We start from the raw sequence: 26,680 nt of genomic DNA, 5'->3' as shown, positions 1-26,680 counted from the left end.
ACCCCTTCTGAGCTCGCTGCGCGCAACGAGTCGCGGCAGGGGAGCGCGGCCGACGGCGTGCGCTGCGTCCCACCTTTCGGCGCGGGCCCCAGCTGGAGAGGGCGCTCGCCTATGCTGGCGCCATGATGAACGAGCTCCAGGTTCCCGGTGAGGCGGCCGGCTGGCGTCAGCATCACGCCGCCCAGCAGCCCCGTTACCCGGACCCGCAGGCGCTCGCCGACGCCGCGGCCGACCTGCGCACCCGTCCGCCGCTGGTATTCGCCGGGGAGGTCGACTCGCTGCGCGAGAAGATGGTGTCCGCATCCCAGGGGCGCGCATTCGTGCTGATGGGCGGTGACTGCGCCGAGTCCTTCCACGACAACACCGCGATCAACATCCGCCTGAAGCTGCAGACGATCCTGCAGATGGCCGCCGTACTCACCTACGGCGCCTCCACCCCGGTGGTCAAGATCGGCCGCATGGCCGGCCAGTACGCCAAGCCGCGCAGCTCGGACACGGAGACCCGGGACGGCGTCACGCTGCCCTCCTACCGCGGAGACTCCGTCAACGATCACGCCTTCACCGCCGATGCCCGTATCCCCGACCCGCAGCGCATGGTTGACGCATACCTGCGTGCCGGCACCACCCTGAACCTCATCCGGTCCTTCACCATGGGAGGCTACGCCGACCTGCGTGAGGTCCACTCCTGGAACCGGGGCTTCACCGCCAATCCCGCATACAAGCGCTTCGAGTCCTTCGCCGAGGAGATCGACCGGGCCATGCGCTTCATGGAGGCCGCCGGAGTCGACTTCGACGCCCTGCGGCAGGTCGACTTCTATGCGTCTCATGAGGCCCTGCTCCTGGAGTACGAGGACGCCATGACACGCGAGGACTCGCGTAGCGGCCGCCTGTACGACACCTCGGCCCACTTCCTGTGGGTGGGGGAGCGCACTCGCGGCGCCGACGACGCCCACGTCGCCCTGCTGGCAGGCGTGCACAACCCCGTTGGTGTCAAGATCGGGCCGACGACGACCCGCGACGAGCTCCTTGCGCTCATCGACCGGCTCAACCCCGAAGGCGATCCCGGCAGGCTCAGCCTCATCACCCGCATGGGCGCCGACCGCATCCGGGACGTGCTGCCGCCCCTGGTGGAGATCGTCCGCGCCGACGGGCGGCCCGTCACCTGGATCACCGACCCCATGCACGGCAATACGATCACCTCGGACAACGGATACAAGACTCGTCGGTTCGACACGATCATGGACGAGGTACGCGGCTTCTTCGAGGTGCACCGCTCCCTGGGGACCGTGCCCGCAGGCATTCACGTGGAGCTCACCGGCGATGACGTCACCGAGGTCCTCGGCGGTGGAGAACACATCGACGAGGCCGGCCTGGCCCGCCGCTACGAGACCCTCGTGGACCCCCGGCTGAACCACCAGCAGTCCCTGGAGATGGCCTTCGAGGTTGCGGAGATGCTCCGGGGCTGAGGGACTCGCCTCAGTCCCGCCGTGGAGGTGGGTCAACTCCGCGTCCCCGGTCATCCTGGTGCGTCCGCCCGCGGGTGGGGTGTTTGCCGCCCGCAGGCCCCGCCGACGTCGACGTTGAGAAATTGCCGCCTGCGGGCGGGAGCTCAGACGACGTTCAGGGTGACCTTGGAGCCCTTGCGCACGCTCTCACCGGCTGCCGGGTCGGTGGAGTGGGCCGTGCCGAACAGTCCTCCCAGCACCCGGGAGACCTCCACGTCCAGTCCCGCGTTCTTCAGGGCGGTGGTCGCCTCCTGCTCGCTCATGCCGGAGACGTCCGGCACCGTGACCATCTCCGGTCCCTTGGACACGGTCACGTCAACGGAGTCTCCGTGGTAGTAGCCTGCGGCGCCGGAGGCGGGGCTTGATGCGATCACCAGGCCTGAGGCGACGTCGTCGGAGAAGGCCTCCGACTGCTCACCCAGCTCAAGGCCGGCAGCCTCCAGCGTGGTCGTGGCGTCCGCCACGCTCATGCCGGTCACGTCCGGGACCACGGCAGGCTGCCGTCCAAGCGACACCACGATTGCGACGGCGGAGGAGTGGTTGACGGTGGTGCCGGCAACCGGATCGGAGGAGATGACCATGCCGGAGGCGACCGAGTCGGAGTAGGTCTTGGTGACGGCGCCGAGTGACAGGCCCGCCTCGGTGATGGCGTCGGTGGCGTCGTCCTGCGTGGAGCCGACGACGTCGGGCACGGTCTTCTGCTCAATCCCACGGGAGATCACCGGGGTGACCGCCTCGCCCGGATGCAGGCGGGCGGCGGCATCGGGGGAGGAGGAGATCACTGAGTCCGCGGGCACCGTGTCGGAGTAGGCGCGCTCGGGGGCGCCCCACACCAACCCGGCGGCCTCCACGGCGCTCTGCGCCTCAGCCGCCGTCATCCCGGCGATGGCCGGCACCGGAACGGTGTGACCCGGTCCTGCTCCGAAGTACCAGGTACCCGCCCCGCCGACCGCAGCCAGCAGGCCGAGCGCGATCAGTGCGCGTCGGCGTGGACGCCTGGCCGAGTGCCGTGCCACCTTCGCGGTCTCCTCCTGCTCGCCTGCCCGGACGGCCTGGCGGCGGTCCAGGGAGCGGGTGGTCCCGTCCCTCACGCCCGCGGCCTCGTCGGGGGCGATGGACCCTATGGGCAGGGAGACCGTGCGCAGCCCGGCGCCCGGCGTGGCCGCGTCCGCAGGCGCACCGTCGTCGTCGGGAGCGTCCTCGGCCCCATCCGCCGCCAGCATCGCGGTGCGGGCGGCCTCGGCGTTCGCGGCCAGTACCTCCTGGGTGCGCACCGAACCGGTCGCGCCCCCGCGCTTGACCGCGAGCTCGGCCTCGCTCAGCGCGGAGACGACCTCCCGCAGGCGCGCCAGCGCCGCATCGGCGTCGACCAGCCGCTCCTGCGGGTCGCGCCGGGTCATCTCCGCCACCAGGGCGTTAACGGGCTCGGGTAGATCCGGCAGCTGCAGCGACGGCGCGGGCACGTCCTCGTGCACATTGCGAAAAGCGATCTGGATGGGGGTGTCTGCGGCGAAGGGCTGAGCGCCGGTCAGCAGCTCGTACAGGATCACGCCCACGGAGAAGACGTCGGCGCACGGGGCGGAGGCGCCCGTGGTGATCAGCTCCGGCGCCAGGTATGCGACCGTGCCGAGCACATTCCCGGTGGTCGTCTGGGTGACCTCGGTGACCGCGCGCGCAAGACCGAAGTCGGCGACCTTCGCCACCGAGCCGTCGGCGGGAAGCAGCACGTTCTCGGGCTTGACGTCGCGGTGGACCAGGCCGGCGCGATGGGCGGCCCCCAACGGCCTGAGCACCTGGGCCGTCAGCCCGAGTGCCTCACGCACCGTCAGGGGGCCGGCGGCGATCAGGTCGCGCAGGTTGGGGCCCTCCACGAGCTCCATCACCAGGTAGGCGACCCCGTCCAGGCTGCCCTGGTCATACACCGCCACCACTCCCGGGTTGGACAGTCTCGCCGCCGCCCGGGCCTCGCGCCGGAAGCGGGCCACGAAGTCGGGGGAGTCCGCCAGGTGCGGGTGCATGAGCTTGAGCGCCACCAGGCGATCCAGGCGCCGGTCCCGCGCCCTATAGACGGTGGCCATGCCCCCACGAGCCACCCGGTCGACGATCTCGTAGCGAGCGTCGACCAGGCGGCCGATGAGAGGATCCTTGGTCACGGGGTCGAGTGTACGGGCAAGGACGCCCACCGACGCGTTACGCGGCCTGGCGCCGTCCGCGTCAGCGGATCGGTCAGCGGCGCCGGCATCAGCTCCGCCGGGCGGTCAGCACCCGTGCCAGTGCAGTGAGCGCGTCCCGGGAGTTGGTGCCGAGCCCGGCGGGGACCGCCGCGAGGGCGCTCAGGCCCGTGCGCGTGTGAGCGCTGATCTCATCCTCCAGCGCCGCCAGGCCGCCGCAGTCGTGAATCATGCCGGTGGCCGCGGCGATGTCCGCATCCGTGGCCGCAGCCCCGTTCGTCAGTATTCGGCTCAGCAGTGCCCGGCCGTGGTCATTGCACCGCTGCCAGGTCAGGGCGAGCAGCACTGTCCGCTTCCCCTCGCGCAAGTCGTCTCCGGCCGGCTTCCCGGTCACGGCGGGGTCTCCGAATACCCCCAGGGCGTCGTCGCGCAGCTGGAAGGCGATACCGATCTCCTCGCCGAAGACCTCCAGCGCCTTGAAAAGCGCGCCATGAGGGTCCACTCCGCCGAGCAGGGCGCCGACGAGCAGCGGGTACATGACCGAGTAGCGCGCCGACTTGTGCCGCACCACCCCGAGTGCCGCGGCACGCATGGCTGCACCCGCCTGAACCGGATGATCCCTCGGCTCGGGAAGTGGCAGCACCTCATGGTGCACGTCCAGGAACTGGCCGAGGGCGACCTCCGCGGTCATGGCGTCGAAGGCGTCCCGGGCGGCCCGAGCGCCGACGGGGTCACAGTTGGACGCGGCCGCACCCATCTCGCTCGTGGCGGCGGACATGAGCAGGTCGCCCAGGAGGATGGCGGCGTTCACGCCGTAGCCGTCGGCGGAACCGCGCCAGCCGGCCTCGCGGTGGCGGGCGGCGAAGCGGCAGTGCGCGGACGGCGCCCCCCGACGGGTGGCGGCGGCGTCGATGACGTCGTCGTGTACGAGCGCACTGGCCTGATACAGCTCCAGCGCCGATCCCAGCCGGGTCGCCGTCGGGCCCGTGAGTACAGCGGTGCGCCGCCCACCGCACTCAGCGGCCTTGCCGCCGTCGGGGTCCGGCTCCTGTACGAGCATGGCCAGGCCCACGGATCCCAGCACCGCGCGCATGCGCTTGCCGCCGGCAACCGCGGTTTCGGCGGCGTCGAACAGCTCCTGGGCGGAGCCGGTCGAGTCGTGCCACTGAGAGCGCAGTTTCGCCAGTACGTGCTCGAGGCGCGCGTCCACAGCGCCGCGTACGAGCGGCAGCAGTGCGTCAACGTCGGTCATGAGCCCAGGCTAGATGATCGGCTGCGCGGGTTCCGTCGGAATCCGGGTACTCGGCCACGGTGCGCGATGGGCGCGGGAATATCTGGGCGGCACCGGTCGTTGCTCTTCGCGCTGGGGGCGGATGCCTAGGTCTTGTCGGGTCGTCCTGCGGGGAGCCCATTCGCGCGCTGCGCGCACGCCTGCGGGCCCGCTTGGGATCCTCGCGTAGACTTGCTCAAGACTCTGTGCGCCACTCCGGCTGAACCGTCCGCCCCGTGAAAGGAAATCCGTGGCTACTTCCACAGTTGCTCCTGCTCCTACGACCAGGCGGGAGCGTGTCGAACTCGCTGACGACGTCGACGAGGTCCTCGAGGACAGACAGGACGTCGAGCTTGATGCGGAAGACGACCTGGACGAAGAGGACGACCTCGATGCCGAGGACGACTACGACGGTGAGGACGACTACGACGACGCCGACTCGGCGCAGGCCGATGACGAGGACGACGCCGAGGACGATTCCGATGAGGACGCCGGGGAGTCCGAGGAGGCTGCCGCCCCCGCGCCCGAGCTGCGCGACTACTACCTGGACGTCTCGCTCGAGGAGAACGGCGACGGAACCAAGCGCCACCCATTCAACACTCCCGCTGCGCTGAAGAGCGTGCGGCTCGCCCCCGGCGCCACGCTGTTCGTACGCAGCCGGACGGTCGTCGAGGGCCTGGAGATCTCCGGCGACGGCACCCTGGATGAGCCGATCACCCTGGCTCCCTACGGGCACGGTCCGGTGCCGCGCTTCGTGGTCCCCGGGGAGGAGGAGCCCGTGGTCGCCCGCGAGTTCCTCACCAAGAACGGGTTCATCTTCCGCGGCTGGATCATCAAGGGCATCAAGATGAACCCGTCCATCGCGGCGCTGACCGGCGAGCTGGACCGCCTGCGCCGGGAGGAGGCGGAGAAGACCGCGGGCAAGAAGTCCAAGAAGGCCAAGACCGGGGAGAAGAGCAAGGACGGATCCTTCACGGTCTCCGACTCCGACGAGGGCGACGAGCCCGCTCAGAAGGTCGTCACCGCCGGTGCCACCGCGGACCCGGTCAAGGACTACCTCAAGCAGATCGGTAAGGTCGCCCTCCTCAACGCCGCCCAGGAGGTCGAGCTCGCCAAGCGCATCGAGGCGGGCCTGTACGCCGAGCACCTGCTGGCCACCGAGGGCAACGATCTTGAGGCCAAGTACCGTCGTGAGCTGCACTGGGTGGCGCAGGACGGCCAGCGAGCCAAGAACCACCTGCTGGAGGCGAACCTGCGCCTGGTCGTCTCCCTGGCCAAGCGCTACACCGGCCGCGGCATGCTGTTCCTGGACCTGATCCAGGAGGGCAACCTGGGTCTGATCCGTGCGGTGGAGAAGTTCGACTACACCAAGGGCTACAAGTTCTCCACCTACGCCACCTGGTGGATCCGCCAGGCCATCACCCGCGCCATGGCGGACCAGGCGCGCACCATCCGCATCCCCGTCCACATGGTCGAGGTCATCAACAAGCTCGCCCGCGTCCAGCGGCAGATGCTGCAGGACCTGGGCCGCGAGCCCACCCCGGAGGAGCTCGCCGTCGAGCTGGACATGACGCCGGAGAAGGTCGTCGAGGTGCAGAAGTACGGGCGCGAGCCCATCTCCCTGCACACCCCGCTCGGTGAGGACGGCGACAGCGAGTTCGGTGACCTGATCGAGGACTCCGAGGCGGTCGTCCCCGCCGACGCCGTCAGCTTCACGCTGCTGCAGGAGCAGCTGCACGCCGTCCTGGACACCCTGTCCGAGCGGGAGGCGGGCGTGGTCTCCATGCGCTTCGGCCTGACCGACGGCCAGCCCAAGACCCTGGACGAGATCGGCAAGGTCTATGGGGTGACCCGCGAGCGTATAAGGCAGATCGAGTCCAAGACCATGAGCAAGCTGCGCCACCCCAGCCGCTCCCAGGTGCTGCGCGACTACCTGGACGACTGAGGCGACGGCAAGCCCTCGTCCCTACACGGCTCGGCCGCCCCGGAACCGACCGGTTCCGGGGCGGCCGTCTGCTTGCTATTGTTGGCCGCACGACACGGGGTGCCGCAAGGCTGAGAACAAACCCGTTGAACCTGTCCAGATAATGCTGACGAAGGGATGTCGCATGACGCAGCGCGCGCACGCAAACACCCATCCGAACGACCGCCCGGCCGAACCCTCGATCTTGAGAGTGCCGGCGCCGCCCCCGGGCGCCGTGGAGGTACTGGAGTCCCTGCGCTCCACCGGGCCGCTGGTGGCCTGCATAACCAACGCGGTGGTCACGAACTTCACCGCCAATGTGCTGCTGGCCGTCGGCGCCGCCCCCGCCATGGTGGACGTCACCGGGGAGGCCGGCCCCTTCGCCGCCGGTGCCTGCGCCCTGCTGATCAACCTGGGCACGCCCCAGCCCGAGCAGCGCTCAGCCGCCGTGGAGGCCGCCACCGCCGCACGGGCGGCGGGCGTCCCGTGGGTGCTGGACCCGGTTGCGGTCGGTACGCTGGTGCATCGCACTGCGCTGGCCCACCGGCTCCTTGATGAGGCCCCGACCGTCATCCGCGGCAACGCCTCGGAGATCATCGCCCTGGCAGGCTCCGGAGCGGGCGGCCGGGGCGTGGACTCCGCCGACGACGTGGAGGCCGCCCTGGACGCCGCCCGGTCACTGTCAGAGCGCACCGGCGCGGTCATCGCCGTCTCCGGGCCCATGGACGCGATAGTCGACGGCGCCCGGGTTACCCGGGTGGGTGGCGGCTCGGCGCTGCTGACCCGCGTGACCGGGGGCGGTTGTGCCCTGGGGGCGCTGGTGGCCGGATTCGTTGCCGCCGGACGCGCCTCGGGGGCCGACGCCGGCGCCGCGACCGTTGCGTGCCACGCCGCATACAGTGCCGCCGCGGAGATCGCCGCCGAGACCGCCGCGGGTCCCGGCTCCTTCCGGATCGCCCTGCTAGACGCCCTCTACGCGCTGGATGCCGACGACCTCGCCAGGATCCCGGTGATATGAGAGCCGCCCCCGACCTGCGGGTCTACCTGGTCACCGATGCCGCCCAGTGCCGGGCCCGCGGCCGCACCGTCACCGACACGGTCAGGGCTGCCGTCGCCGGTGGCGCCACCTGCGTGCAGGTGCGCGCCAAGCATGCCGACGGCGCCGACTTCCTCACCCAGGTGCTCGACGTCGCCCACGCCGTCGGCCGCCAGGTCCCGGTGATCGTCAACGACCGCGTAGACGTGTTCCTCGCGGCCCGGCGGCTCGGCGCGCCGGTGGCTGGCGTGCACGTGGGACAGCGCGACCTGCCCGCTGCGGTGGTACGTGAGCTCATCGGTGATGACGCCTACCTGGGCCTGTCCGCCGCCACGCCCGCGGAGCTGGCTACGGCGCAGGCCGAGGGCGCCTGCGACCACGTGGGCATCGGTGCGGTGCGTGCCACCACTACTAAACCCGATGCGCCCGCCGGTCTGGGAGCACCTGGCATCGCCCGCCTGGCCGCCGGTACCGACCTGCCGTGTGTGGCCATCGGCGGCGTCACCGCGGCGGACCTGCCCGCCCTGCGCGCCGGGGGACTGGCCGGGGCCGCCGTCGTGTCCGCCATCTGTCTGGCGGACGATCCGCGCGCGGCCGCCCGCGCGCTGCGCCGGGCCTGGGAGTCGGGTCAATGAGCGACGTAACACCCGCGTGCGTGGTGGACGCCCCGTCCTGCGGCGCCCCGGTGCCCAAGGTGCTGACCATCGCCGGCTCCGACCCCTCCGGGGGCGCCGGCATCCAGGCCGACCTGAAGACCATGGGGGCGCTGGGCGCCTACGGCATGAGCGTGGTGACGGCACTGACCGCCCAGTCGACCCGCGGCGTGACCGGCGTGCACACGGTTCCAGCGGGCTTTGTGCGCCTGCAACTGGACACCCTCCTGGTGGACATCCGCCCCGACGCCACCAAGATCGGCATGCTCGCCACCTCGGAGACTGCCGAGGCGGTGGGGGAGTACCTGGCGCGGATGGCCAACACGGTCCTGGACCCGGTGATGGTGGCCACCTCCGGGGACCGGCTGCTCGACGCCGCGGCCATGGATGCCGTCAGGCGCCTGTGCGCGCGAGCGGACCTGATCACCCCGAACCTGCCCGAGGCCGCCGCCCTGCTGGGACGGGCCCCGGCAGCGGACACCGACGAGATGCGCCGCCAGGCCGAACTGCTGCTTGCCGCAGGGGCCCGCCGGGTACTGCTCAAGGGTGGGCACCTGCTGGGGGAGGCCAGCGATGTGTACGCGGATGCCGAGGGCACGGTGCTGCTGCCCGGTCCCCGTGTGAACACTGACAACACGCACGGCACCGGCTGCACGCTCTCCGCGGCGATTGCCGCACTGCGCCCACAGCGGGACAGCTGGATCACGGCGGTAAGGGAGGCGAAGACCTACCTGTCTGGCGCACTGGCCCACGCGGACGGGCTCACCGTCGGCCACGGGCACGGCCCCGTGCACCACTACTACGCCCTCTGGCCGAGTCGGCCAGAGGGCGTAGGCGGTAAGAGGCAGGATCCGGCAGGCGCGCCGCCCGTCCAGTCGGTCAGTCGACCTCGGCGGGGCGGGTCAGGCGGTCGGACTCATCCTGAATGAACAGGGCCTGGCGCTCCAGGGCCTCCTGGTGCGCGTGGCCGTGGTGGGCGCAGAACAGCAGCTCGCCGGAGGCGAGGACCACGCGCAGGTACGCCTGTGCACCGCACACGTCGCAACGATCGGCGGTGGTGAGCGGACGCGCCTCGGTCGCCTGGGCCGGGCCGACGGCCTGCTCAGGTGCAGCCGCCCGTGCGGCGACCGTGGGGGACATAGGAGTTGTCGTGCTCATGGCCCGATTCCACCATCGCCGGGCGCCAGCGCCAACGCCTAACGGCCGTTTTCCGCCCCGGGCGCACCCCCTGCGCCCACGGCGAACGGCGGGAATCGTGCCCCGAGCAGTAACCGGGTGCCAACCCGGCCGATCCCGGTTGCGGACGAATGCCACACCCGCGGCGGCGGCGCGGGATGCCGGTCCTACTGCCGTTATCGGCTAGATTTCAGCCGTGCCGGACTCCTCCCAGTCATATTCCGCCCGCCACCTCTCCGTGCTGGAGGGGCTCGAGGCTGTACGCAAGCGCCCGGGCATGTACATCGGCTCCACCGACCAGCGGGGCCTGATGCACTGCGTGTGGGAGATCATCGACAACGGTGTGGACGAGGCCCTGGAGGGCTACGGGGACCGCATCGCCGTCGTCGTCCACGCCGACGGGTCCATCGAGGTGCGCGACACCGGGCGGGGCGTGCCCGTAGACATCGAGCCCTCCTCCGGGCTGACCGGTGTGGAGCTGGTCTACACCAAGCTGCACGCCGGCGGAAAGTTCGGCGGCGGCTCCTACGGCTCCGCCGGCGGCCTGCACGGTGTGGGCGCCAGCGTGGTCAATGCCCTGTCCGCCCGCATGGATGTGGAGGTGGACCGCGGCGGCAAGACCTACGCCATGAGCTTCCGCCGCGGCGTGCCCGGTGTCTTCTCCGATCCTTCGACTGGCCCGACCCCCGCCGCACCCTTCGAGGAATACACCGAGGCCACCCAGCTGCGCGTGATCGGCAAGGTGCGCCGGGGCGTCACCGGCACCCGGGTGCGCTACTGGGCCGACCCCGAGATCTTCCCCGCCCCGGACCAGTACGACGTCACCGCCCTGCGGGCCCGGCTGCGGCAGACCAGCTTCCTGGTGCCCGGGCTCACCCTCACCCTGACTGACGAACGCGACCCGGAGACGAGCGCCGCCACGGCCTCCGGTCCGACCGCCGCGGACCCGGCCCTGAGCGCCAAGGCCGCGCACACCGCAGCGCCCGCCGGAGACCTGTTCACCTCCGGCGCCCCGGACGAGGAGAGCACGGAGACCTTCCATGCCGAGGGCGGCACCGCCGACTTCGTCGACTTCCTGGCCACCGACGGCTCCGTCACCGACACCTTCCGCCTGACCGGCGAGGGCACCTATACCGAGACCGTGCAGCAGCTCGACAAGCGCACCGGCCACCTGCGCCCCACCGAGGTGGAGCGCACCTGCACCGTTGACGTCGCCCTGCGCTGGGGCATCGGCTACGACACCACCGAGCGCTCCTTCGTCAACATCATCGCCACCCCCATGGGCGGAACCCACCTGGCCGGCTTCGAGCAGGCCGTCACCAAGGTGCTGCGCAAGCAGATCGACGCCAACTCCCGCGCCCTGAAGGTCACCAGCCGCGACGGGCGCATCGAGAAGGACGACATCCTCGCCGGGATGACCGCCGTCATCACCGTGCGCGTGCCCGAGCCGCAGTTCGAGGGGCAGACCAAGGAGGTGCTCGGTACCGCACCCGTGCGGCAGATCGTCGCCAAGGTGGTGGAGAAGGAGCTCACCGCGCTGCTGACCTCCTCCAAGCGCGACCTGAAGACCCAGTCGCGCGCACTGCAGGAGAAGATCGTCGGGGAGATGCGCGCCCGCGTCTCCGCCCGCATGCACAAGGAGATCACCCGCCGCAAGACCGCGCTGGAGACCTCCACCCTGCCCGCGAAGCTGGCGGACTGCCGCTCCGACGACGTCGCCTCCTCCGAGCTGTTCATTGTTGAGGGGGACTCCGCCCTGGGCACCGCCAAGAACGCGCGCAACAGCGAGTTCCAGGCGCTGCTGCCCATCCGCGGCAAGATCCTCAACGTTCAGAAGGCCTCCCAGGCGGACATGCTGCGCAACGCCGAGTGCTCCGCCATCATCCAGGTGGTCGGGGCCGGCTCCGGGCGCACCTTCGACCTGGAGGCCGCCCGCTACGGCAAGGTCATCCTGATGACCGACGCCGACGTCGACGGCGCCCACATCCGTACCCTGCTGCTGACGCTCTTCTTCCGCTACATGCGGCCCATGATCGAGGCCGGCCGCGTCTTCGCCGCCGTCCCCCCGCTGCACCGCATCGAGGTTTCCGCCCAGGGCCGTCGCAAGCGGGAGGTCATCTACACCTACTCCGACGAGGAGCTGGTCACCACCCTGCGCAAGCTGGAGAAGCAGGGGCGCAGCTTCAAGGAGCCACAGCGTTACAAGGGCCTGGGGGAGATGGATGCGCACCAGCTGGCCGAGACCACCATGGAGCCCGAGCACCGCACGCTGCGGCGCATCACCCTGCGCGACGAGGCCGAATTGGCGGAGGCGGAGAACGTGTTCGAGCTGCTGATGGGATCCAATGTGGAGCCGCGGCGTGACTTCATCATCGAGGGTGCCGCGGACGTAGACCGCGAGCGCATCGACGCCTGAGCCCGGTCAGCGTCCCGCGGCCCGGCGCGAGTGCCGGTGCGGCGCGGCCGGGTACGCTCGGGTAACCTGGTCTGAGCCAATTCCTCGCATGCCTGATCCTCGCATGCCCAAGGTCGGGCCCTGCCCCGTCGAAGGAGACGCAGATGACTCCGGTTTACGGCTCAACTCGCCGCACCGGCCCGGGAGGCCCGTGGGCCATGTTCCGCCCCGGCCCCCGTTCCGCGCTGCCCCGCAGTCTCACCTGGGCGCCGCTCGGCCCACGTGACAACGCCGAGCTCGCGGAGCTGGTCGCCCGCTCCGAGGCGGTGGACAATCCGCCCTACCGCACCAGCGCTCAGGAGACCGCCGAGTACTTCGTGGACCCCACCTACTCCGGCGTGGCCGGGCGGGATGAGACCGGCGTTATGCGTGCCTTCGGGCTGGTACGGCTGCGGCCGGCGGCGGAGATCTACGCGTCCATGACCGGCACGGTGGATCCGGCGTGGCGGCAGCGGGGCATCGGGGTGGCCCTGCTGCACTGGCAGACCGAGCGGGCGCGCCACCTCATCGGCTCCGAGCGCGCCGGCGAGGTGGCCGGCTCCGCAGCCGCAACCGCCCCCGCGCACATCGTCACCACCGTCCTGGAGGACGACGAGCGCATGAAGGACCACCTGGCGGAGCTGCGCTTCGAGCCGCGCCGCTGGTACCGGGAGGTGCGGCGCTCCCTGACTGACGCCATTCCCGAGATCGACCTGGATGGTTTCCTCACCATCGAACCGTGGTCGGAGGAGCTCGACGACGCCGTCCGCCGCGCCCACAACCAGGCCTTCGCAGACTCCGGCGGCGGGGCCATGTCGCCGGAGGAGTGGCGGGCGGGGCGCGCCTACTTCGCTCCCCAGTGGAGCTTCGTGGCGATGGACCGTTCGGGGGACAGGGCCCGGGTGGCTGGGTATGTGCTCTCCAGCCGCTACGAGCAGGACTGGGCGGCACTGGGCTGGCGTGAGGGCTACACCGACGTGATCGGCGTGCTGGCGGACTACCGCTCCCGCGACGTCGGCCCGGCGCTGCTGGGTGCGGTCATGCGCGCCTACGCCGCCGACGGCATGGAGTATGCGGCGGCCGGCTTCGAGTCCGATGATCCCAGTGGTGCCGTTGACCTGTTCCGGGACCTGGGCTACACCGCCACCCGGGGGACGATTCTCTACGGACTGGACGTGTAGCCGTCGGCGCTCACGCCCACCCGCCGAGCGCGGGGGGTGATCCGGGCGGCCCTGGTGAGCCGGGACTGAGGGGCACTGTCATGGCCTCGCTGCGGGGAGGCCGCCCGCTTACAGTCGGATGCCATGACGTTGACCGCATCCCCCAGCACCGCCGCCGAGGCCCCGGACGGTTGTCCCGGCGACGTCGGCTCGGTGGTTGACCATCGTCGCCTGACCGGTGAACGCGCACTGTATGCCGCGCAAGACCTGACCATCTCCCACTCCACCTTCGCCGACGGCGAGTCCCCGCTCAAGGAGAGCCGCGGCCTGCGCATCAGCGACACCGTGTTCGAGTGGAAGTATCCGCTGTGGTACTGCCGGGACGTATCGGTCAGTGGCGGCGCCCTGCTGGAGACCGCCCGCTCCGGCATCTGGTACACCGACGACATCCGCCTGGACGGGACCCTGGTGGCCGCCCCCAAGACCTTCCGCCGCGGCCGCGGCATCAGCCTGCGGCGCGTGGAGCTGCCCCACGCCGAAGAGACCCTGTGGAGCTGCCGGGAGATCACGCTTGAGGACCTGGTTGGAGCAGGCGCGCGCCTACATCGCCGCCAATAAGGCGCGGGTGGCCCAGGTGGTGGCGGGTGAACTGCCCGGCTGCGCCGCCCCGGTCTCGTAGGCCACCTACCTGTCCTGGATCGACGTGCGCGCGCTGCTTGGCCGCGGTGCGGCGGCCGGCCGCACTGGCGGGGGAGCCGACGGCGTCGGGCCGGGCGGGCCGGAGGGCGCAGCCGGGGATGCGACCGCCGCCCTGGCCGCCCACATCCGCTCCCGCACCGGACTGGTGCTCACGCCCGGCACCGCATATGGGGCGGCCGGAGCCGGCTTCCTGCGCATGAACCTGGGCGCCCAGCGCGCCCGCGTGGAGGACGGTCCGACCGTGTAGGCGCGGCCGCTGTCGGTGGGGCGCCCAGCGCGCCCGCGTGGAGGACGGGCTCGAGCGGTTGGTGCGCGGGGCGCGCAGCTGGGCGGCGACCGCCGTCTGAACCAGCGGGACACGCACCCAACGCGCCGTATATGCAGCTGTGACGTTAATCGATTGACTTAACGTCGTGTGACGGCGCACACTCTTGCTGTCGGGCGAAGTCGCCCGGTGACTCAGGTGCTGACAGGAGGGGCGATGGCGACTCTCGCCGATGTCGCGGACGCCGCGCGCGTCTCAACGGCCACGGCGTCACTGGTGCTGTCGGGCAAGGCTAGTGGGCGGGTCTCGGACGCGACTGCGGCGCGAGTGCGGGCGGCGGCGGAAGAACTCGGCTACGTGCGTGACGCCCTCGCCGGCGGCATGCGTAACCGCCGCACCCGCACCGTCGGGGTTCTAGGAGAACGGGTCCTGTCCACGCCATACGCGGTGGCGATGATCGATGCCATTCTCACGGTGTGTCGGCAGCTCGGCTGGGCCGTGCTGCTGACCGACTCGGGCGGGCAGGCGGAACAGACTCGCCGCGCGGTGCGCGAGCTGCGGTCCCGCCGCGTCGACGTCATCGTCCACGCCGCGATGTACCACCAGCAGGTGCATGTACCCGCCGAGTTGGACAACGCGGCGGTGCTGAACGGTTTTGCCGACCGGGACGGCGTCTTCGGGGTCGTGCCCGACGAGCGGGCGGCCGCCCGGGAGGCCGTCGGCCACCTGCTGTCCCTGGGGCACCGTAGGATCGGCCACATCACCCATGACGACACCACGGTCGCCATTGGCATGCGGCGCACCGCCTACGAGGAGACTCTCGTATCTGCCGGCATCGACCCTGATCCTTCGCTCGTGATTTCGGGCGGTAACGATCCCGAGGGCGCCGACGCCTCCGCGCGCCGTCTGCTTGACCGCGAGGACCGCCCCACCGCCGTGTTCTGCTACAACGACGGCATCGCAGCGGGCGTTTACCGCGTGGCCGCACGCCTGGGAATCTCGATACCGGAGGACCTGTCGGTGGTCGGCTTCGACGACCTGCGGCTGATTTCCACGAACCTGGAGCCGCAGCTGACCACCATGCGCCTGCCCCACTACGAGATGGCGGACTGGCTCGTGCGCCGACTCATCAATGACGATTTGCCGGAACCCGCCGAGGTGAGGCGCTTCCCCTGCGAGCTCGTCGTCCGCAAGTCCACCGCTCCTGCACCCGCGGGTGCCTGAACCGGCCCGGTTCCGGGCCCACCCACCAAGCCCCGGGGTCGCCCCGACCCCGGTAAACCATCCCCAGCGACACACGAAGGAGTGTCCATGAACACCACCCGCCGCACCTTCCTCGGCCTCGGCGCCACCGCCGCCGTCGCCGCCACGCTCGCGGCCTGCTCCTCCCAGCAGGGCGGCTCCGGATCCGGAACCTCCGGAGGTATCAGCCTGTGGACCCACAACGGCGGCAATGAAGAGGAGCTCGCCGTCGTCGAGAAGGCGGTCGCCGCCTTCAACGAGGCGAACCCCGACACCCCCGTCGAGCTGAAGTCCTTCCCGCAGGCCTCCTACAACGACTCCATCGCGGCCGCCGCCGTGGCCGGCGACCTGCCCGACATCCTCGACCTGGACGGCCCGATCATGCCCAACTGGGCGTACTCCGGGTACCTCGCGCCCCTGCAGATCTCCTCAGAGCTTGAGGAGAGCATCATCGACTCCGCCAAGGGCTACTGGAACGACACCCTCTACTCGGTCGGCCCCTACGACACGTCCCTGTGCTTCCTGGGCCGCAAGTCCGCCTTCGAGGCCGCCGGAGTTCCGATCCCCACCGTTGACGAGCCCTGGACCCGGGAGGAGTTCGACGACGCCCTGGCCAAGCTCTCCGAGCTGCCCGACTACAGCTACGCCATCGACTTCTCGGTCGCGGACTCCGCCGAGTGGTGGCCCTACGCCTACGCGCCGATGCTGCAGTCCTTCGGCGGTGACTTGATCGACCGGGAGACCTTCGAGACCGCCGAGGGCTTCCTCAACGGCGACGCCGCAGTGCAGTGGGGCGAGTGGTTCCGCTCCTGCTTCACCAAGGGCTACGCCTCCGAGACGCCCGCCACCGACGGGCAGGACTTCCTCCAGGGCAAGGTCCCGCTCTACTACGCCGGCGGCTGGAAGGTGCTCCAGTCCCAGGAGACCTTCGGCGAGGACGAGGTGCTGATCCTCCCGCCAGTGGACTTCGGGCAGGGCGCGCACGTCGGCGGTGGCTCCTGGCAGTGGGGCGTGTCCGCCACCAGCTCCAACCAGGAGGCCGCCAACGCCTTCATCGAGTTCCTCATGCAGGACGAGTACCTCGTGGAGTACTCCAACGCCATTGGCAACTTCCCCTCCGTCGCCTCCGCGACTCCGAAGACCGAGTACTACGCCGAGGGCGGCGCACTCGAGCCCGTCTATGAGATCGGTACCAAGTACGCGCTGCTGCGCCCCGCCACGCCCGGGTACAAGGTGATCTCCTCGATCTTCGACAAGGCCGCCCGCGACATCGTCTCCGGTGCCGACGTGAAGGCCACGCTGGACCAGGCGGTCAAGGACATCGACGCCGACATCGCCTCCAACAACGGCTACCAGTCCAAGTGACCCACTGACCCGCCGCCCACTTCCAAAGACCGGCGGGGTGCCACGGCGCCCCGCCGGGAAGGAATCGTCATGCCTGCATCAACAACCATCGAACCGACACGTGACGTCGGAAAGCAACGCAGTCGCTCATCGGCGGCACGCAAGGAGGCGCGTACGGCCTGGCTCATGGCCTCGCCCGCCCTGCTGCTCCTGCTGCTGTTCATGGGCATCCCGATCCTGCTGACCTTCGCGCTGAGCTTCACCAACGCGCGGCTGATCTCCCCGAACCCGCCGGAGTTCATCGGGCTGAACAACTTCATCCGCGCCTTCAGCGCAGACCCGACCTTCATCCGGTCGCTGACCAACACGGCGTTCTTCGCGCTCGTCGTCGTGCCCTGCCAGTCGGGGCTCGCGCTGGCGCTGGCCATCCTGGTCAACCAGAAGGTCAAGGGGGTAACCGCCTTCCGCACCATGATCTTCATGCCGGTGGTGACCTCAATGGTGGTCGTCTCCATCCTGTGGAGCTTCTTCTACGAGAAGGACGGCCTGTTCAACTCGATCCTCAACACCCTCACCGGCGGCGGATGGACCGCCGTCGCCTGGCTCAACAACCCCGGTACGGCGATGCCCGCCATCATCCTGCTGTCCATCTGGCAGGCGGTCGGGCTGCACATGATCATCTGGCTGTCCGGGCTGCAGGGCATCGACCCGGCACTGTACGAGGCCGCCGCCCTGGACGGGGTCAACGGCTGGCAGCGCTTCCGCTACGTCACCTGGCCCGGCCTCCACTCCACCATGGTGTTCATCCTGGTCACCATCACCATCGCCGCCCTGGGACTGTTCGTGCAGGTGGACGTGATGACCTCGGGCGGACCGCAGGACGCCACCTCCACGCTCGTGTACCACGCGGTGCGCAAGGGCTACCGCGAGCAGGACATGGGCTACGGCAGTGCAATCTCGCTGATCTTCTTCATCGCCGTGCTGGCCATCAGCCTCATTCAGCGGCGCCTCACCCGGGAGGACGACTGACATGACTGTCGCATCGAACACCCAATCGAGCACACAGGGGAAGGCAGCAGCCCGTGCGGGCGACGCGCCCTCGCGCGCCTCAAGGCGACGCGGCCGCGCCGCCACCAAGCGGCGCTCCAAGGTCCTGACCTACCTGGGACTCACCCTGGCCGCGGTGGTGGCGGTCTTCCCCCTGCTGTTCATGATCTTCTCCTCGCTGAAGACCGACAGCCAGATCTTCGCCGACCTCGGCACACCGCGTGCGTTCCTCCCCGTGGGAGACCTCAGCCTCGACAACTACGAGGGCGTGTTCAACCGGGTCCCGGCGGGGCGGTTCATCGCCAACTCCGTCATCGTGACGGTGGCCATCGTGGGCCTGGGGCTGATCGTGAACTCCATGATCGGCTTCGCCATCTCGCGCATGCGCTGGAAGGGCAAGAACCTCATCCTGTCCCTGGTGCTGGCCACCCTCATGGTGCCCTTCGAGACGATCGCCGTGCCGCTGGTGTTCTGGGTGGCCAAGCTGCCCTCGATCCAGTGGGCCGTGGACGGATTCCTGTTCAAGCAGGGCATGCTCAACACCTACCAGGTGCAGATCCTGCCCTACGTCGCCAACGCGCTGGCGATCTTCCTGTTCGCCCAGCACTTCGGCGACATCCCCAAGGAGATCGACGAGGCCGCCCGCGTCGACGGCGCCGGCTGGTGGACCATCTACCGCAAGATTGTCGTGCCGCTGTCCGGCCCGACATTCGCCACCGTCGCGATCATCACGATGCTCCCGGCCTGGAACTCCTACCTGTGGCCGCTGATGGTGGTGCAGCAGGAGTCGATGCGGCCGGTAAGCGTGGGCATGCAGTACTTCTTCCAGCTCAACCCCGTGTGGGGACAGATCATGGCGTACGGCACCCTCATCACCCTGCCGGTGCTGATCATCTTCGTCATCTTCCAGCGGTCCTTCGTGCAGTCGCTCGCAGGTACCGCCGTCAAGGGGTGAGTGATGGCGCTGACACTGGCCGACCACTGGCTGTGGGACCACTGGATCACCTACGACGGCGAGCGCTACCACCTGTTCTTCCTGCGGGCGTCCCGGGCGCTGCATGATCCGGACCGGCGGCACTGGCGTGCCGGCCTGGGGCACGCCGTCTCCGACGACGCGCGCAGGTGGCGGCTGCTTCCCGACGCACTGGTGCACTCCGACGGGCCCGCCTTCGATGACCAGGCCATCTGGACCGGCTGTACCGTACGCAGGCCCGGCGGCGGCATGCGCGTGTTCTACACGGGTATCTCGCGTGCCGAGCGCGGCATGGTGCAGCGGATCGGCTGGGCGGACTCCGACGACGGGGTCACCTTCGAACGCCGGTGCGCCCATCCGCTTGAGGCGGACGGACGCTGGTATGAGAAGTGGAACCCCGGGTACGCCTTCGACGAGCCGTGGCGGGACCCCTTCGTCTTCCACCACGACGGGCGCTGGCACATGCTGATCACCGCCCGCGCCCGTGGCGTTGAGCGCACGCATGCCGGCGTGATCGGTCACGCCGTATCCGACGACCTCGACCACTGGGAGGTGCTGCCACCCCTGACCGGGCCCGGCGTGTTCGGCCAGCTGGAGGTCAGCCAGTCCCACTGCGTGCAGGGGCGGCACCTGCTGGTCTTCTCCTGCGGGCAGGACATGCAGGCGCAGCCGGGCCCGGGCGGAGTGTGGGTCGCCGAGGGGGAGGGGCCACTCGGGCCCTGGAATATCGAAGCCGCCCGCTACGTGCGCCCCGAGTACCTGTACGCCGGACAGCTGTTCCAGCTGCGTGACGGCCAATGGCTGCTGACGGGCTTCACCGACATGGTCGACGGCGTCTTCGTCGGCTCGGCCCCGGACCCGCTGCCCTGGGGTGACGTTGAACTCGTTGAGCGCACGTACCGCTCGACGCCCTAGGTCCTGTTGTGTAAGTGCTCGGGTGGCGGTGCGCGGCTGGGTGGCAGTGTGTGGCTGTTGAGCCTGCCAGTTGGACCCCTGTTCCCCCGTTGGACCCCTGTTCCCCCGTTGGACCGCCGTAGCCGCCGGTTACGGCGGTCCAACGGGGCGTGAGCGGTCCATCGGGGCGTGAGCGGTCCAACCGACGGCGCAATCCCCGCGCGCCCTCTCGGCCGTCGACATCCCGGCACCCGGAACCGCTGGAACGCCCTGCGCACAACGATCCTCACCGAGCACCCGGGCCTGCCCGCCCGGAGGCACCCACACAGCCAGCACCCCCCACCAGCACAAACGACTTGCGCGGCACGACCTAGCGGGCGTTCCGGAAGCCGGCCGTCTCGGGTGCATCGCGCGCGGGCGCCGGCACGGTCATACAGGCGCGCATACAGGATCCCCGGCCCCGGAGTAACCGGGGCCGGGGATCCTTCGCGTGCGAACGCGCCTGAAGGGGACGCCGGAGGGCGGCCCCGCTCAGTCCACGAGGACGCCGGACTCCTGCGCCGCAGCCGCCACGGCGGGCTCGGCGACGGGCTCCGCGGCAGCCTCACGGACGCCGTCGGCCCGGTCACGCAGCTGCAGGCGCTCGATCCGGGCCAGCCGGAATGCCAGGACCAGGGCCACCACGGCGATGCCCGCGGCCACCAGGGCGGCGGCGTGGAAACCGGCGGCGGTGGCTGCGGCCATCGACTCGCCTCCGGCTACCCGGCCCGCCTGCACACCCGAGAGGATGCCCATGAACAGGGAGGAGCCGATGCAGCCGGCCACCTGGAAGGCCGTGGAGATGATCGTGGTCCCGTGCGGGAACAGCGGACGCTCAAGACTGGCCAGTGCGAAGGTCTGGGCCGGCCCCATGGTGAACGCGGTTCCGGCGATCACAGGCGCATAGCAGGCCATGATCTGCCAGGATCCGGCACCCTCACCGAGCATGGACAGGGCGAAGGTGAAGCCGACGACCACGGCCAGGGCCAGCGGCAGCGAGAACCGCAGGCCGTACCGGTCGAACAGGGAGCCGGCGAGCGGCGCGAGGATGCAGGACAGGATGCAGGCGGGCAGCAGCGTCAGAGCTGCGTTGAAGGCCGAGAATCCCAGCGCGGACTGCATGAACATGGGCAGCAGGATGTTCATCGAGAACACGATCATCAGCGAGGCGAAGATGACGCACAGGCCGAGGGCGAAGCCGCGGTTGCCCAGCGGGCGCAGGTCGATCAGCGGCTCGGGGGCGTAACGCTGGCGAATCACGAAGCCGACCAGCGCAACCAGCCCGGCGCCCAGGCACGCAACTGCCAGCAGGGCAGAACCGGTGAAGACCGTGGAGATGCCGTACAGGATTCCAATCAGCGCCAGGGAGATGAGGGTGGTGGAGGCCGCGTCCAGGCGGGGGTGCGTGAGCTCGGCCTCGTCACCGACGCAGACGAAGGCGACGATCCAGGCGAGCGCGATGAGTACGGCGAAGGCGACGAACAAGGTGTGCCAGGTGCCGAACTGCAGGATCGTGCCGGCAATGATCGGGCCGAACGCGGGCCCGAGGGTGGTCATCGCGGAGACCACGCCCATGTTGGTGCCCAGCTTCTCCCGGGGCGAGACCGCCAGCGTCAGGTTCATGCCGATCGGCACGATCATCCCGGTTCCCAGCGCCTGCACGATGCGGGACACGAGCACGACCGCGAAGCTCGGTGCCACGGCGCCCAGCACAGCGCCGGCGAGCAGAAGGGTCAGGGCGGTCATGAGCAGCCGGTGCGTGGGCACCGACCGGTATAGGAAACCGGTGACGGGCACCATGATGGCCGCCGCAAGCATGTATGCGGTGGTGACCCAGCCAATGGTGCCCGAGCCGACGCTCAGGTCCTGCATCATCGGGGTCAGTGCCACGTTCAGGAAGGTCTCGTTGAAAGTGGCGAGGAAGGTCGTGTAGGCCACGACGAAGATCACCGCACCGACGCTGCGGCTGTGAGGGGATGACATCCGGGGAGTATCTCTTTCTTCGGTCCTGATAGGAGTGACGCGCGCCCGGCCCCGCCAAGGCATGGGCGTGGCGGGGCCAAGTGCGCGACGGTGTGCGGGTGAGCAGCAGTCCATTCCCGGCCACAAGGGCGGGGCGCTGCTCGGGGCCGCCCGCCAGGAGCGCGGGCCGGCTCGCCCGCCGGACGGTGCCGCCGTAAAGGACTCGGGCACCCGCTGCCGGTGGGCCGACGGCGGACGCTAGCACAGGACCGCTCCGGTGCAGGTCCCGGGACAGGACGCTGCGCCAAGGCCCGAAGCCTCCGCACGCCAGGGGCAAATCGTTGAAATACCGGCAGAATCGGCGACGTGCTCCATCGCACTTGCCGACGCCGCGCCAGAAACTTGCCATTGAGGAATTTCGGAACAAAGATGTTCGTTAAAATCTGGTGCGCGGCCGGAGCCGCCCGAAGCCCCGTAGCGCACAGCGTACACAGCCGCGGAGAGGAGTAAGCCATGAGCCAGGTCGACGACGACTCCACGCGCTCGCGGGTCCTTGACCTCATCGCCGAGAAGGGGCCGGTTTCCGCCGCACAGCTCGCCAAGATCCTGAACCTCACCCCCGCCGCCGTGCGGCGGCACCTGACCGCACTGGAGCAGTCCGGTGAGATCGAGGTCCACAACCCTGCGGCCAGCGGCAAGCGTCGACGGGGCAGGCCCGCGCGCTTCTACGTCGCCACCGCCCAGGCCCACACGAGCTTCGGCGAGGGCTACTCCGAACTGGCCAACCGCGCCCTGTCCTACCTGTCCCAAGTCGGCGGGGACAAGGCCATCGACTCCTTCGCCGCCTCACGAGGCCGCGACCTGGAACGGCGCTACATGCCGGTGGTGGAGGCCGCCGGAAAGGACCCCGCGGACAGGGCCCGCGCCCTGGCGGACGCCCTGACACTGGACGGCTACGCCGCGACTGTCCGCGCCGTCGGCGACGGCACCTACGCCGTGCAGCTGTGCCAGGGCCACTGCCCGGTGCGTGACGTCGCCGGGCACTTCCAGGCCCTGTGCGACGCCGAGACCCGAACCTTCGCGCGCCTACTCGGCGTGCCCGTGCAGCGCCTGGCCACCCTCGCCGGCGGCGAGCACGTGTGCACCACCCATGTCCCCATCGCCATGCCCACGCTGCGCAAGCGCGCAGTGCGGGCGGCGGATCAGCGGAGCCGCAAGCCCCAGAGAATGGAAGGAAACCGATGACATCGCCCGTGACCGACACTGTGCGCAGCAGCGACGACGAGATCATTGAGTCGATCTCGGAGACGTACGAGTACGGCTGGCGCGACTCCGACGCCGCCGGCTTGTCTGCCAGGCGTGGTCTGGACGAGCAAGTTGTCCGCGAGATCTCCGCGCTCAAGGGAGAACCCGAGTGGATGCTGCGCAAGCGGCTGAAGGCCTATGAGATCTTCAAGCGCAAGCCCATGCCCACTTGGGGCGTGGACCTGTCAGACCTGGACATGGACCAGGTCAAGTACTTCGTCCGCTCCACGGACAAGCCCGCATCCTCCTGGGAGGATCTGCCCGAGGACATCCGCAACACCTACGACCGGCTGGGTATCCCGCAGGCGGAGCGCGACCGTCTGGTCGCCGGCGTGGCCGCGCAGTACGAGTCCGAGGTCGTCTACGAGCAGATCCGGGAGGACCTTCAGGAGCAGGGCGTCATCTTCCTGGACACCGACTCCGCCCTCAAGCAGTACTCGGAGCTGATGCAGGAGTACTTCGGCTCGGTCGTGCCCGCCGGGGACAACAAGTTCGCCGCCCTGAACACGGCCGTCTGGTCGGGCGGGTCGTTCATCTACGTGCCGCCGGGCGTGCAGGTGGAGATCCCGCTGCAGGCCTACTTCCGCATCAACACCGAGAACATGGGCCAGTTCGAGCGCACCCTGATCATCGCCGACGAGGGGTCATACGTTCACTATGTTGAGGGCTGCACCGCCCCCATCTACTCGACCGACTCCCTGCACTCGGCCATCGTCGAGATCATCGTCAAGAAGAATGCGCGCGTGCGCTACACGACCATCCAGAACTGGTCCAACAACGTCTACAACCTGGTCACCCAGCGCGCCACCTGCGCCGAGGGAGCCACCATGGAGTGGGTGGACGGCAACATCGGCTCCAAGCGGAACATGAAGTACCCGGCGGTCTTCCTCATGGGGCCACACGCACGCGGAGAGGCCCTGTCCATCGCCTTCGCCGGCGCCGGGCAGCACCAGGACACCGGCGCCAAGATGGTCCACATGGCCCCGCACACCTCCAGCCACATCGTCTCCAAGTCGATCTCCCGCGGCGGCGGCCGCTCCGGCTACCGCGGCCTGGTGCAGGTCCAGAAGAACGCCCGGCACTCCAAGTCGAACGTGCTGTGCGACGCGCTGCTGGTCGACGAGATCTCCCGCTCCGACACCTACCCCTACGTGGACATCCGCACGGATGACGTGGAGATGGGACACGAGGCCACCGTCTCCAAGGTCAGCGCCGACCAGCTGTTCTACCTGATGCAGCGCGGACTGACCGAGACCGAGGCGATGGCCACCATCGTGCGCGGCTTCGTCGAGCCGATCGCCCGGGAGCTGCCGATGGAGTACGCGCTGGAGCTGAACCGGCTCATCGAGTTGCAGATGGAGAACTCCGTCGGCTGACTCCGCCGGACTACGCAGCCTGAACCACACAGACCCTCCCACTACGAGTCGCCGGAGCCGATCCGGCAAGGAGCACCCATGCCCGAACTGAAAACCGACCACTCGCGCGCGTCGCTGGAGGGCGCCCACGCCCACGGCGGGCAGCGCTACGTCTCCTCGCGCGCTGAGAGGCCCACCTCATTCGACCCGGCCGACATCCCCGTGCCCCGCGGCCGTGAGGAGGAGTGGCGGTTCACACCCATGAAGCGCTTCGCCCCCCTGTTCGACCTCGAGGCCGTCCTCGCAGGCACCGCCGTCGGCCCGCTCGCGGTGGACGTGGACGCACCGGAGGGTGCGGATGTCGAGACCGTGGCCCGCCAGGATCCGCGGCTGGGTTCCGTCGGCGCCCCCGTCGACCGCACCGGCGTCGTCGCCTGGGCCGCCTTCGACAGCTCAACCGTGCTGACCCTGCGGGCCGGCGCGGGCCTGGGCCGGGCCGCCCGCGTGACCACCACCGGTAACGATCCCGACCTGGCCCACCCCGCTGCCCAGCACCTGCTCATCAACGCGCTGAACGACGCCGTCGGCACCGTAGTGCTGGACCACCGCGGAACCGCGGCGCTCACCCAGACCGTTGAGGTGATCGTGGCCGACGGGGCCGAACTGACCCTGGTGACTATTCAGGGGTGGGAGGACGGAGCCGTCCACGCCTCGAATCATCGCGTGCGCGTGGAGGGCCGCGGCACCCTCAAGCACGTCGTCGTCTCCCTGGGTGGAGACGTGCGCATCAGCTCCGACCTCGGCTTCAAGGGCGAGGGCGGGCATATCGACGCCTACGGCGTGTACTTCACCGACGCCGGCCAGCACCAGGAGCACCGCCCCTACGTGGCTCACACCGAGCCGCACTGCTACTCGCGGGTCGCCTACAAGGGCGCGCTACAGGGGGAGGGGGCCCACTCCGTATGGGTGGGGGACTGCCTCATCGGGGCGGGCGCCCGCGGCACCGACACCTACGAGCTCAACCGCAACCTGGTCCTCACCGAGGGCGCCAAGGCCGACTCCATCCCCAACCTGGAGATCGAGAACGGCAACATCGAGGGCGCCGGGCACGCCTCCGCCACCGGCCGCTTCGACGACGAGCAGCTGTTCTACCTGCGTGCCCGCGGCATCCCGGAGATGGAGGCCCGCCGACTGGTGGTGCTCGGCTTCTTCAACGAGATCGTTGCTGAGATCCGTGTGCCAGAGGTGGAGGAGCGGCTCATGGCCGCCATTGAGAAGGAGCTCGAGCTGACCGGGCTCGTATCCGCCCGCGAACCGGCCCCACCGGCCCTCTGAACGGCTCTCGGAGCCACGTACCGACCAGTTTCCCCGCAATACAGAAGAAGACTAATACAGATGAGCACCCTCCAGATCAAGAACCTCCACGTCCAGGTCGCCACCAATGACGGCCCCAAGCCGATCCTCAAGGGCGTCGACCTGACCGTCGCCTCGGGCGAGGTACACGCCATCATGGGGCCCAACGGCTCGGGCAAGTCGACCCTGGCCTACTCGATCGCCGGTCACCCCGACTACGAGGTCACCGAGGGCGAGGTGCTACTCGACGGCGACAACATCCTGGACATGAGCGTCGATGAGCGTGCCCGCGCCGGGCTGTTCCTGGCGATGCAGTACCCCGTTGAGGTGCCCGGCGTGACGGTGGCGAACTTCCTGCGCACCGCCAAGACCGCCGTCGACGGCGAGGCCCCGAAGGTCCGCCAGTGGATCGGCCAGGTCAACCAGGCCATGGAGAACCTGCGCATGGACCCCGCCTTCTCCCAGCGGGACGTCAACGCCGGCTTCTCCGGCGGCGAGAAGAAGCGCTTCGAGATCCTGCAGATGGAACTGCTGCGGCCCCGCTTCGCGATCCTGGATGAGACCGACTCCGGCCTGGACATTGACGCCCTGCGCATTGTCTCCGAGGGCGTCAACCGCCTGCACGACGCCTCGGACGCCGGCTTCCTGCTGATCACCCACTACACGCGCATCCTGCGCTACATCAAGCCCAGCCACATTCACGTGTTCGTCGACGGCCGAGTCGCCGAGGAGGGGGGCCCCGACCTGGCCGACCGCCTGGAGGAGGAGGGCTACGACCGCTTCCTCGCCTGAGGGGCGCCTACGCCCCGCCGCACACCAGCAACACCATCACAG

At 69.8% G+C, this 26,680-nt stretch carries 22 protein-coding genes and 1 riboswitch; of the genes, 18 read left to right on the top strand and 4 right to left on the bottom strand.

The window, feature by feature from the left end:
* The first annotated feature begins 122 nt into the window (after positions 1-122).
* On the top strand, positions 123-1,466 hold the full coding sequence (locus E4J16_RS07430; RefSeq protein WP_420809301.1) for a class II 3-deoxy-7-phosphoheptulonate synthase: 1,344 nt from the start codon (positions 123-125) through the stop codon (positions 1,464-1,466).
* Between the two features lie 143 nt (positions 1,467-1,609).
* Here E4J16_RS07430 and pknB read toward each other — a convergent pair whose 3' ends face one another.
* Both pknB and E4J16_RS07420 read right to left on the bottom strand, forming a co-directional pair.
* Positions 1,610-3,658 (bottom strand): Stk1 family PASTA domain-containing Ser/Thr kinase, encoded by a 2,049-nt coding sequence (pknB, locus tag E4J16_RS07425; protein WP_136193247.1) that lies wholly within the window; start codon positions 3,656-3,658, stop codon positions 1,610-1,612.
* Positions 3,659-3,746: 88 nt separating this feature from the next.
* The gene (locus E4J16_RS07420; RefSeq protein WP_136193248.1) at positions 3,747-4,928 is read right to left on the bottom strand and encodes a polyprenyl synthetase family protein; all 1,182 of its coding nucleotides are present in this window, start codon (positions 4,926-4,928) and stop codon (positions 3,747-3,749) included.
* Positions 4,929-5,196: 268 nt separating this feature from the next.
* On the opposite strand from E4J16_RS07420, the gene E4J16_RS15705 reads away from it, so the two are divergent.
* The 4 genes from E4J16_RS15705 to thiD all read left to right on the top strand — a co-directional run bounded on the left by E4J16_RS15705 (position 5,197) and on the right by thiD (position 9,527).
* Entirely contained in the window at positions 5,197-6,891 is a 1,695-nt protein-coding gene (locus E4J16_RS15705) for an RNA polymerase sigma factor (RefSeq protein ID WP_136193249.1), read from the top strand.
* Between the two features lie 85 nt (positions 6,892-6,976).
* Positions 6,977-7,065, top strand: a riboswitch (TPP riboswitch).
* The gene (thiM, locus tag E4J16_RS07410; RefSeq protein WP_136313654.1) at positions 7,055-7,927 is read left to right on the top strand and encodes a hydroxyethylthiazole kinase; all 873 of its coding nucleotides are present in this window, start codon (positions 7,055-7,057) and stop codon (positions 7,925-7,927) included. (Overlaps the previous riboswitch by 11 nt.)
* The gene (gene thiE / locus E4J16_RS07405) at positions 7,924-8,580 is read left to right on the top strand and encodes a thiamine phosphate synthase (protein WP_136193251.1); all 657 of its coding nucleotides are present in this window, start codon (positions 7,924-7,926) and stop codon (positions 8,578-8,580) included. Before thiM ends, thiE begins: the two co-directional genes overlap by 4 nt.
* The gene (thiD, locus tag E4J16_RS07400; protein WP_136193252.1) at positions 8,577-9,527 is read left to right on the top strand and encodes a bifunctional hydroxymethylpyrimidine kinase/phosphomethylpyrimidine kinase; all 951 of its coding nucleotides are present in this window, start codon (positions 8,577-8,579) and stop codon (positions 9,525-9,527) included. Before thiE ends, thiD begins: the two co-directional genes overlap by 4 nt.
* On the opposite strand, the gene E4J16_RS07395 is transcribed toward thiD, so the two are convergent.
* Positions 9,478-9,756, bottom strand: a complete 279-nt coding sequence (locus tag E4J16_RS07395) for a DUF7455 domain-containing protein (protein ID WP_136193253.1) — start codon at positions 9,754-9,756, stop codon at positions 9,478-9,480. The genes thiD and E4J16_RS07395 overlap by 50 nt on opposite strands.
* A gap of 214 nt (positions 9,757-9,970) precedes the next feature.
* On the opposite strand from E4J16_RS07395, the gene E4J16_RS07390 reads away from it, so the two are divergent.
* From E4J16_RS07390 to E4J16_RS07350, 9 genes are all read left to right on the top strand, one after another.
* On the top strand, positions 9,971-12,190 hold the full coding sequence (locus E4J16_RS07390) for a DNA gyrase/topoisomerase IV subunit B (protein WP_136193254.1): 2,220 nt from the start codon (positions 9,971-9,973) through the stop codon (positions 12,188-12,190).
* 143 nt (positions 12,191-12,333) lie between these two features.
* Positions 12,334-13,389: a GNAT family N-acetyltransferase gene (locus E4J16_RS07385; protein ID WP_136193255.1), complete on the top strand. Its 1,056-nt coding sequence runs from the start codon at positions 12,334-12,336 to the stop codon at positions 13,387-13,389.
* Between the two features lie 123 nt (positions 13,390-13,512).
* Entirely contained in the window at positions 13,513-13,986 is a 474-nt protein-coding gene (locus tag E4J16_RS07380; RefSeq protein WP_136193256.1) for a DUF3737 family protein, read from the top strand.
* Between the two features lie 85 nt (positions 13,987-14,071).
* Positions 14,072-14,314: a hypothetical protein gene (locus E4J16_RS07375; protein ID WP_136193257.1), complete on the top strand. Its 243-nt coding sequence runs from the start codon at positions 14,072-14,074 to the stop codon at positions 14,312-14,314.
* 234 nt (positions 14,315-14,548) lie between these two features.
* Positions 14,549-15,556 carry a LacI family DNA-binding transcriptional regulator gene (locus E4J16_RS07370; protein ID WP_136193258.1) on the top strand — a complete coding sequence of 336 codons (1,008 nt, stop codon included), beginning with the start codon at positions 14,549-14,551 and terminating at the stop codon, positions 15,554-15,556.
* An 87-nt stretch (positions 15,557-15,643) separates the two neighbouring features.
* The gene (locus E4J16_RS07365; protein ID WP_136193259.1) at positions 15,644-16,939 is read left to right on the top strand and encodes an ABC transporter substrate-binding protein; all 1,296 of its coding nucleotides are present in this window, start codon (positions 15,644-15,646) and stop codon (positions 16,937-16,939) included.
* A 69-nt stretch (positions 16,940-17,008) separates the two neighbouring features.
* Positions 17,009-17,947, top strand: coding sequence for a carbohydrate ABC transporter permease (locus E4J16_RS07360; RefSeq protein WP_136193260.1), 939 nt, complete (start codon positions 17,009-17,011; stop codon positions 17,945-17,947).
* 1 nt (position 17,948) lies between these two features.
* Positions 17,949-18,920: a carbohydrate ABC transporter permease gene (locus tag E4J16_RS07355; protein ID WP_136193261.1), complete on the top strand. Its 972-nt coding sequence runs from the start codon at positions 17,949-17,951 to the stop codon at positions 18,918-18,920.
* A gap of 3 nt (positions 18,921-18,923) precedes the next feature.
* Positions 18,924-19,853, top strand: coding sequence for a glycoside hydrolase family protein (locus E4J16_RS07350; RefSeq protein WP_136193262.1), 930 nt, complete (start codon positions 18,924-18,926; stop codon positions 19,851-19,853).
* Positions 19,854-20,363: 510 nt separating this feature from the next.
* On the opposite strand, the gene E4J16_RS07345 is transcribed toward E4J16_RS07350, so the two are convergent.
* On the bottom strand, positions 20,364-21,854 hold the full coding sequence (locus tag E4J16_RS07345) for an MFS transporter (RefSeq protein WP_168709474.1): 1,491 nt from the start codon (positions 21,852-21,854) through the stop codon (positions 20,364-20,366).
* Positions 21,855-22,346: 492 nt separating this feature from the next.
* Between E4J16_RS07345 and E4J16_RS07340 the strand changes: the two genes are divergently transcribed.
* The 4 genes from E4J16_RS07340 (at position 22,347) to sufC (ending at position 26,638) form a co-directional block, all read left to right on the top strand.
* Positions 22,347-23,078 (top strand): helix-turn-helix transcriptional regulator, encoded by a 732-nt coding sequence (locus E4J16_RS07340; protein ID WP_136193264.1) that lies wholly within the window; start codon positions 22,347-22,349, stop codon positions 23,076-23,078.
* On the top strand, positions 23,075-24,514 hold the full coding sequence (gene sufB / locus E4J16_RS07335; protein ID WP_136313652.1) for a Fe-S cluster assembly protein SufB: 1,440 nt from the start codon (positions 23,075-23,077) through the stop codon (positions 24,512-24,514). The genes E4J16_RS07340 and sufB overlap by 4 nt, the downstream gene beginning before the upstream one ends.
* 78 nt (positions 24,515-24,592) lie before the next feature.
* Positions 24,593-25,828 (top strand): Fe-S cluster assembly protein SufD, encoded by a 1,236-nt coding sequence (sufD, locus tag E4J16_RS07330; RefSeq protein ID WP_136193266.1) that lies wholly within the window; start codon positions 24,593-24,595, stop codon positions 25,826-25,828.
* 60 nt (positions 25,829-25,888) lie between these two features.
* On the top strand, positions 25,889-26,638 hold the full coding sequence (gene sufC, locus E4J16_RS07325; protein WP_136193267.1) for a Fe-S cluster assembly ATPase SufC: 750 nt from the start codon (positions 25,889-25,891) through the stop codon (positions 26,636-26,638).
* The last annotated feature ends 42 nt before the right edge of the window (positions 26,639-26,680 follow it).

Origin of the sequence: Actinomyces procaprae, assembly GCF_004798665.1 — a bacterium.
GTDB lineage: Bacteria > Actinomycetota > Actinomycetes > Actinomycetales > Actinomycetaceae > Actinomyces > Actinomyces procaprae.
This window is presented reverse-complemented; position numbering and strand designations above follow the sequence as displayed.

Bases quoted from the DNA above. Each gene is read 5' to 3' on its own strand.
- E4J16_RS07430 (WP_420809301.1), top strand. From the start codon at position 123: ATGATGAACGAGCTCCAGGTTCCCGGTGAGGCGGCCGGCTGGCGTCAG.
- E4J16_RS07420 (WP_136193248.1), bottom strand. From the start codon at position 4,928: ATGACCGACGTTGACGCACTGCTGCCGCTCGTACGCGGCGCTGTGGAC.
- thiM (WP_136313654.1), top strand. From the start codon at position 7,055: ATGACGCAGCGCGCGCACGCAAACACCCATCCGAACGACCGCCCGGCC.
- thiE (WP_136193251.1), top strand. From the start codon at position 7,924: ATGAGAGCCGCCCCCGACCTGCGGGTCTACCTGGTCACCGATGCCGCC.
- thiD (WP_136193252.1), top strand. From the start codon at position 8,577: ATGAGCGACGTAACACCCGCGTGCGTGGTGGACGCCCCGTCCTGCGGC.
- E4J16_RS07395 (WP_136193253.1), bottom strand. From the start codon at position 9,756: ATGAGCACGACAACTCCTATGTCCCCCACGGTCGCCGCACGGGCGGCT.
- E4J16_RS07385 (WP_136193255.1), top strand. From the start codon at position 12,334: ATGACTCCGGTTTACGGCTCAACTCGCCGCACCGGCCCGGGAGGCCCG.
- E4J16_RS07380 (WP_136193256.1), top strand. From the start codon at position 13,513: ATGACGTTGACCGCATCCCCCAGCACCGCCGCCGAGGCCCCGGACGGT.
- E4J16_RS07370 (WP_136193258.1), top strand. From the start codon at position 14,549: ATGGCGACTCTCGCCGATGTCGCGGACGCCGCGCGCGTCTCAACGGCC.
- E4J16_RS07365 (WP_136193259.1), top strand. From the start codon at position 15,644: ATGAACACCACCCGCCGCACCTTCCTCGGCCTCGGCGCCACCGCCGCC.
- E4J16_RS07360 (WP_136193260.1), top strand. From the start codon at position 17,009: ATGCCTGCATCAACAACCATCGAACCGACACGTGACGTCGGAAAGCAA.
- E4J16_RS07355 (WP_136193261.1), top strand. From the start codon at position 17,949: ATGACTGTCGCATCGAACACCCAATCGAGCACACAGGGGAAGGCAGCA.
- E4J16_RS07350 (WP_136193262.1), top strand. From the start codon at position 18,924: ATGGCGCTGACACTGGCCGACCACTGGCTGTGGGACCACTGGATCACC.
- E4J16_RS07345 (WP_168709474.1), bottom strand. From the start codon at position 21,854: ATGTCATCCCCTCACAGCCGCAGCGTCGGTGCGGTGATCTTCGTCGTG.
- E4J16_RS07340 (WP_136193264.1), top strand. From the start codon at position 22,347: ATGAGCCAGGTCGACGACGACTCCACGCGCTCGCGGGTCCTTGACCTC.
- sufB (WP_136313652.1), top strand. From the start codon at position 23,075: ATGACATCGCCCGTGACCGACACTGTGCGCAGCAGCGACGACGAGATC.
- sufD (WP_136193266.1), top strand. From the start codon at position 24,593: ATGCCCGAACTGAAAACCGACCACTCGCGCGCGTCGCTGGAGGGCGCC.
- sufC (WP_136193267.1), top strand. From the start codon at position 25,889: ATGAGCACCCTCCAGATCAAGAACCTCCACGTCCAGGTCGCCACCAAT.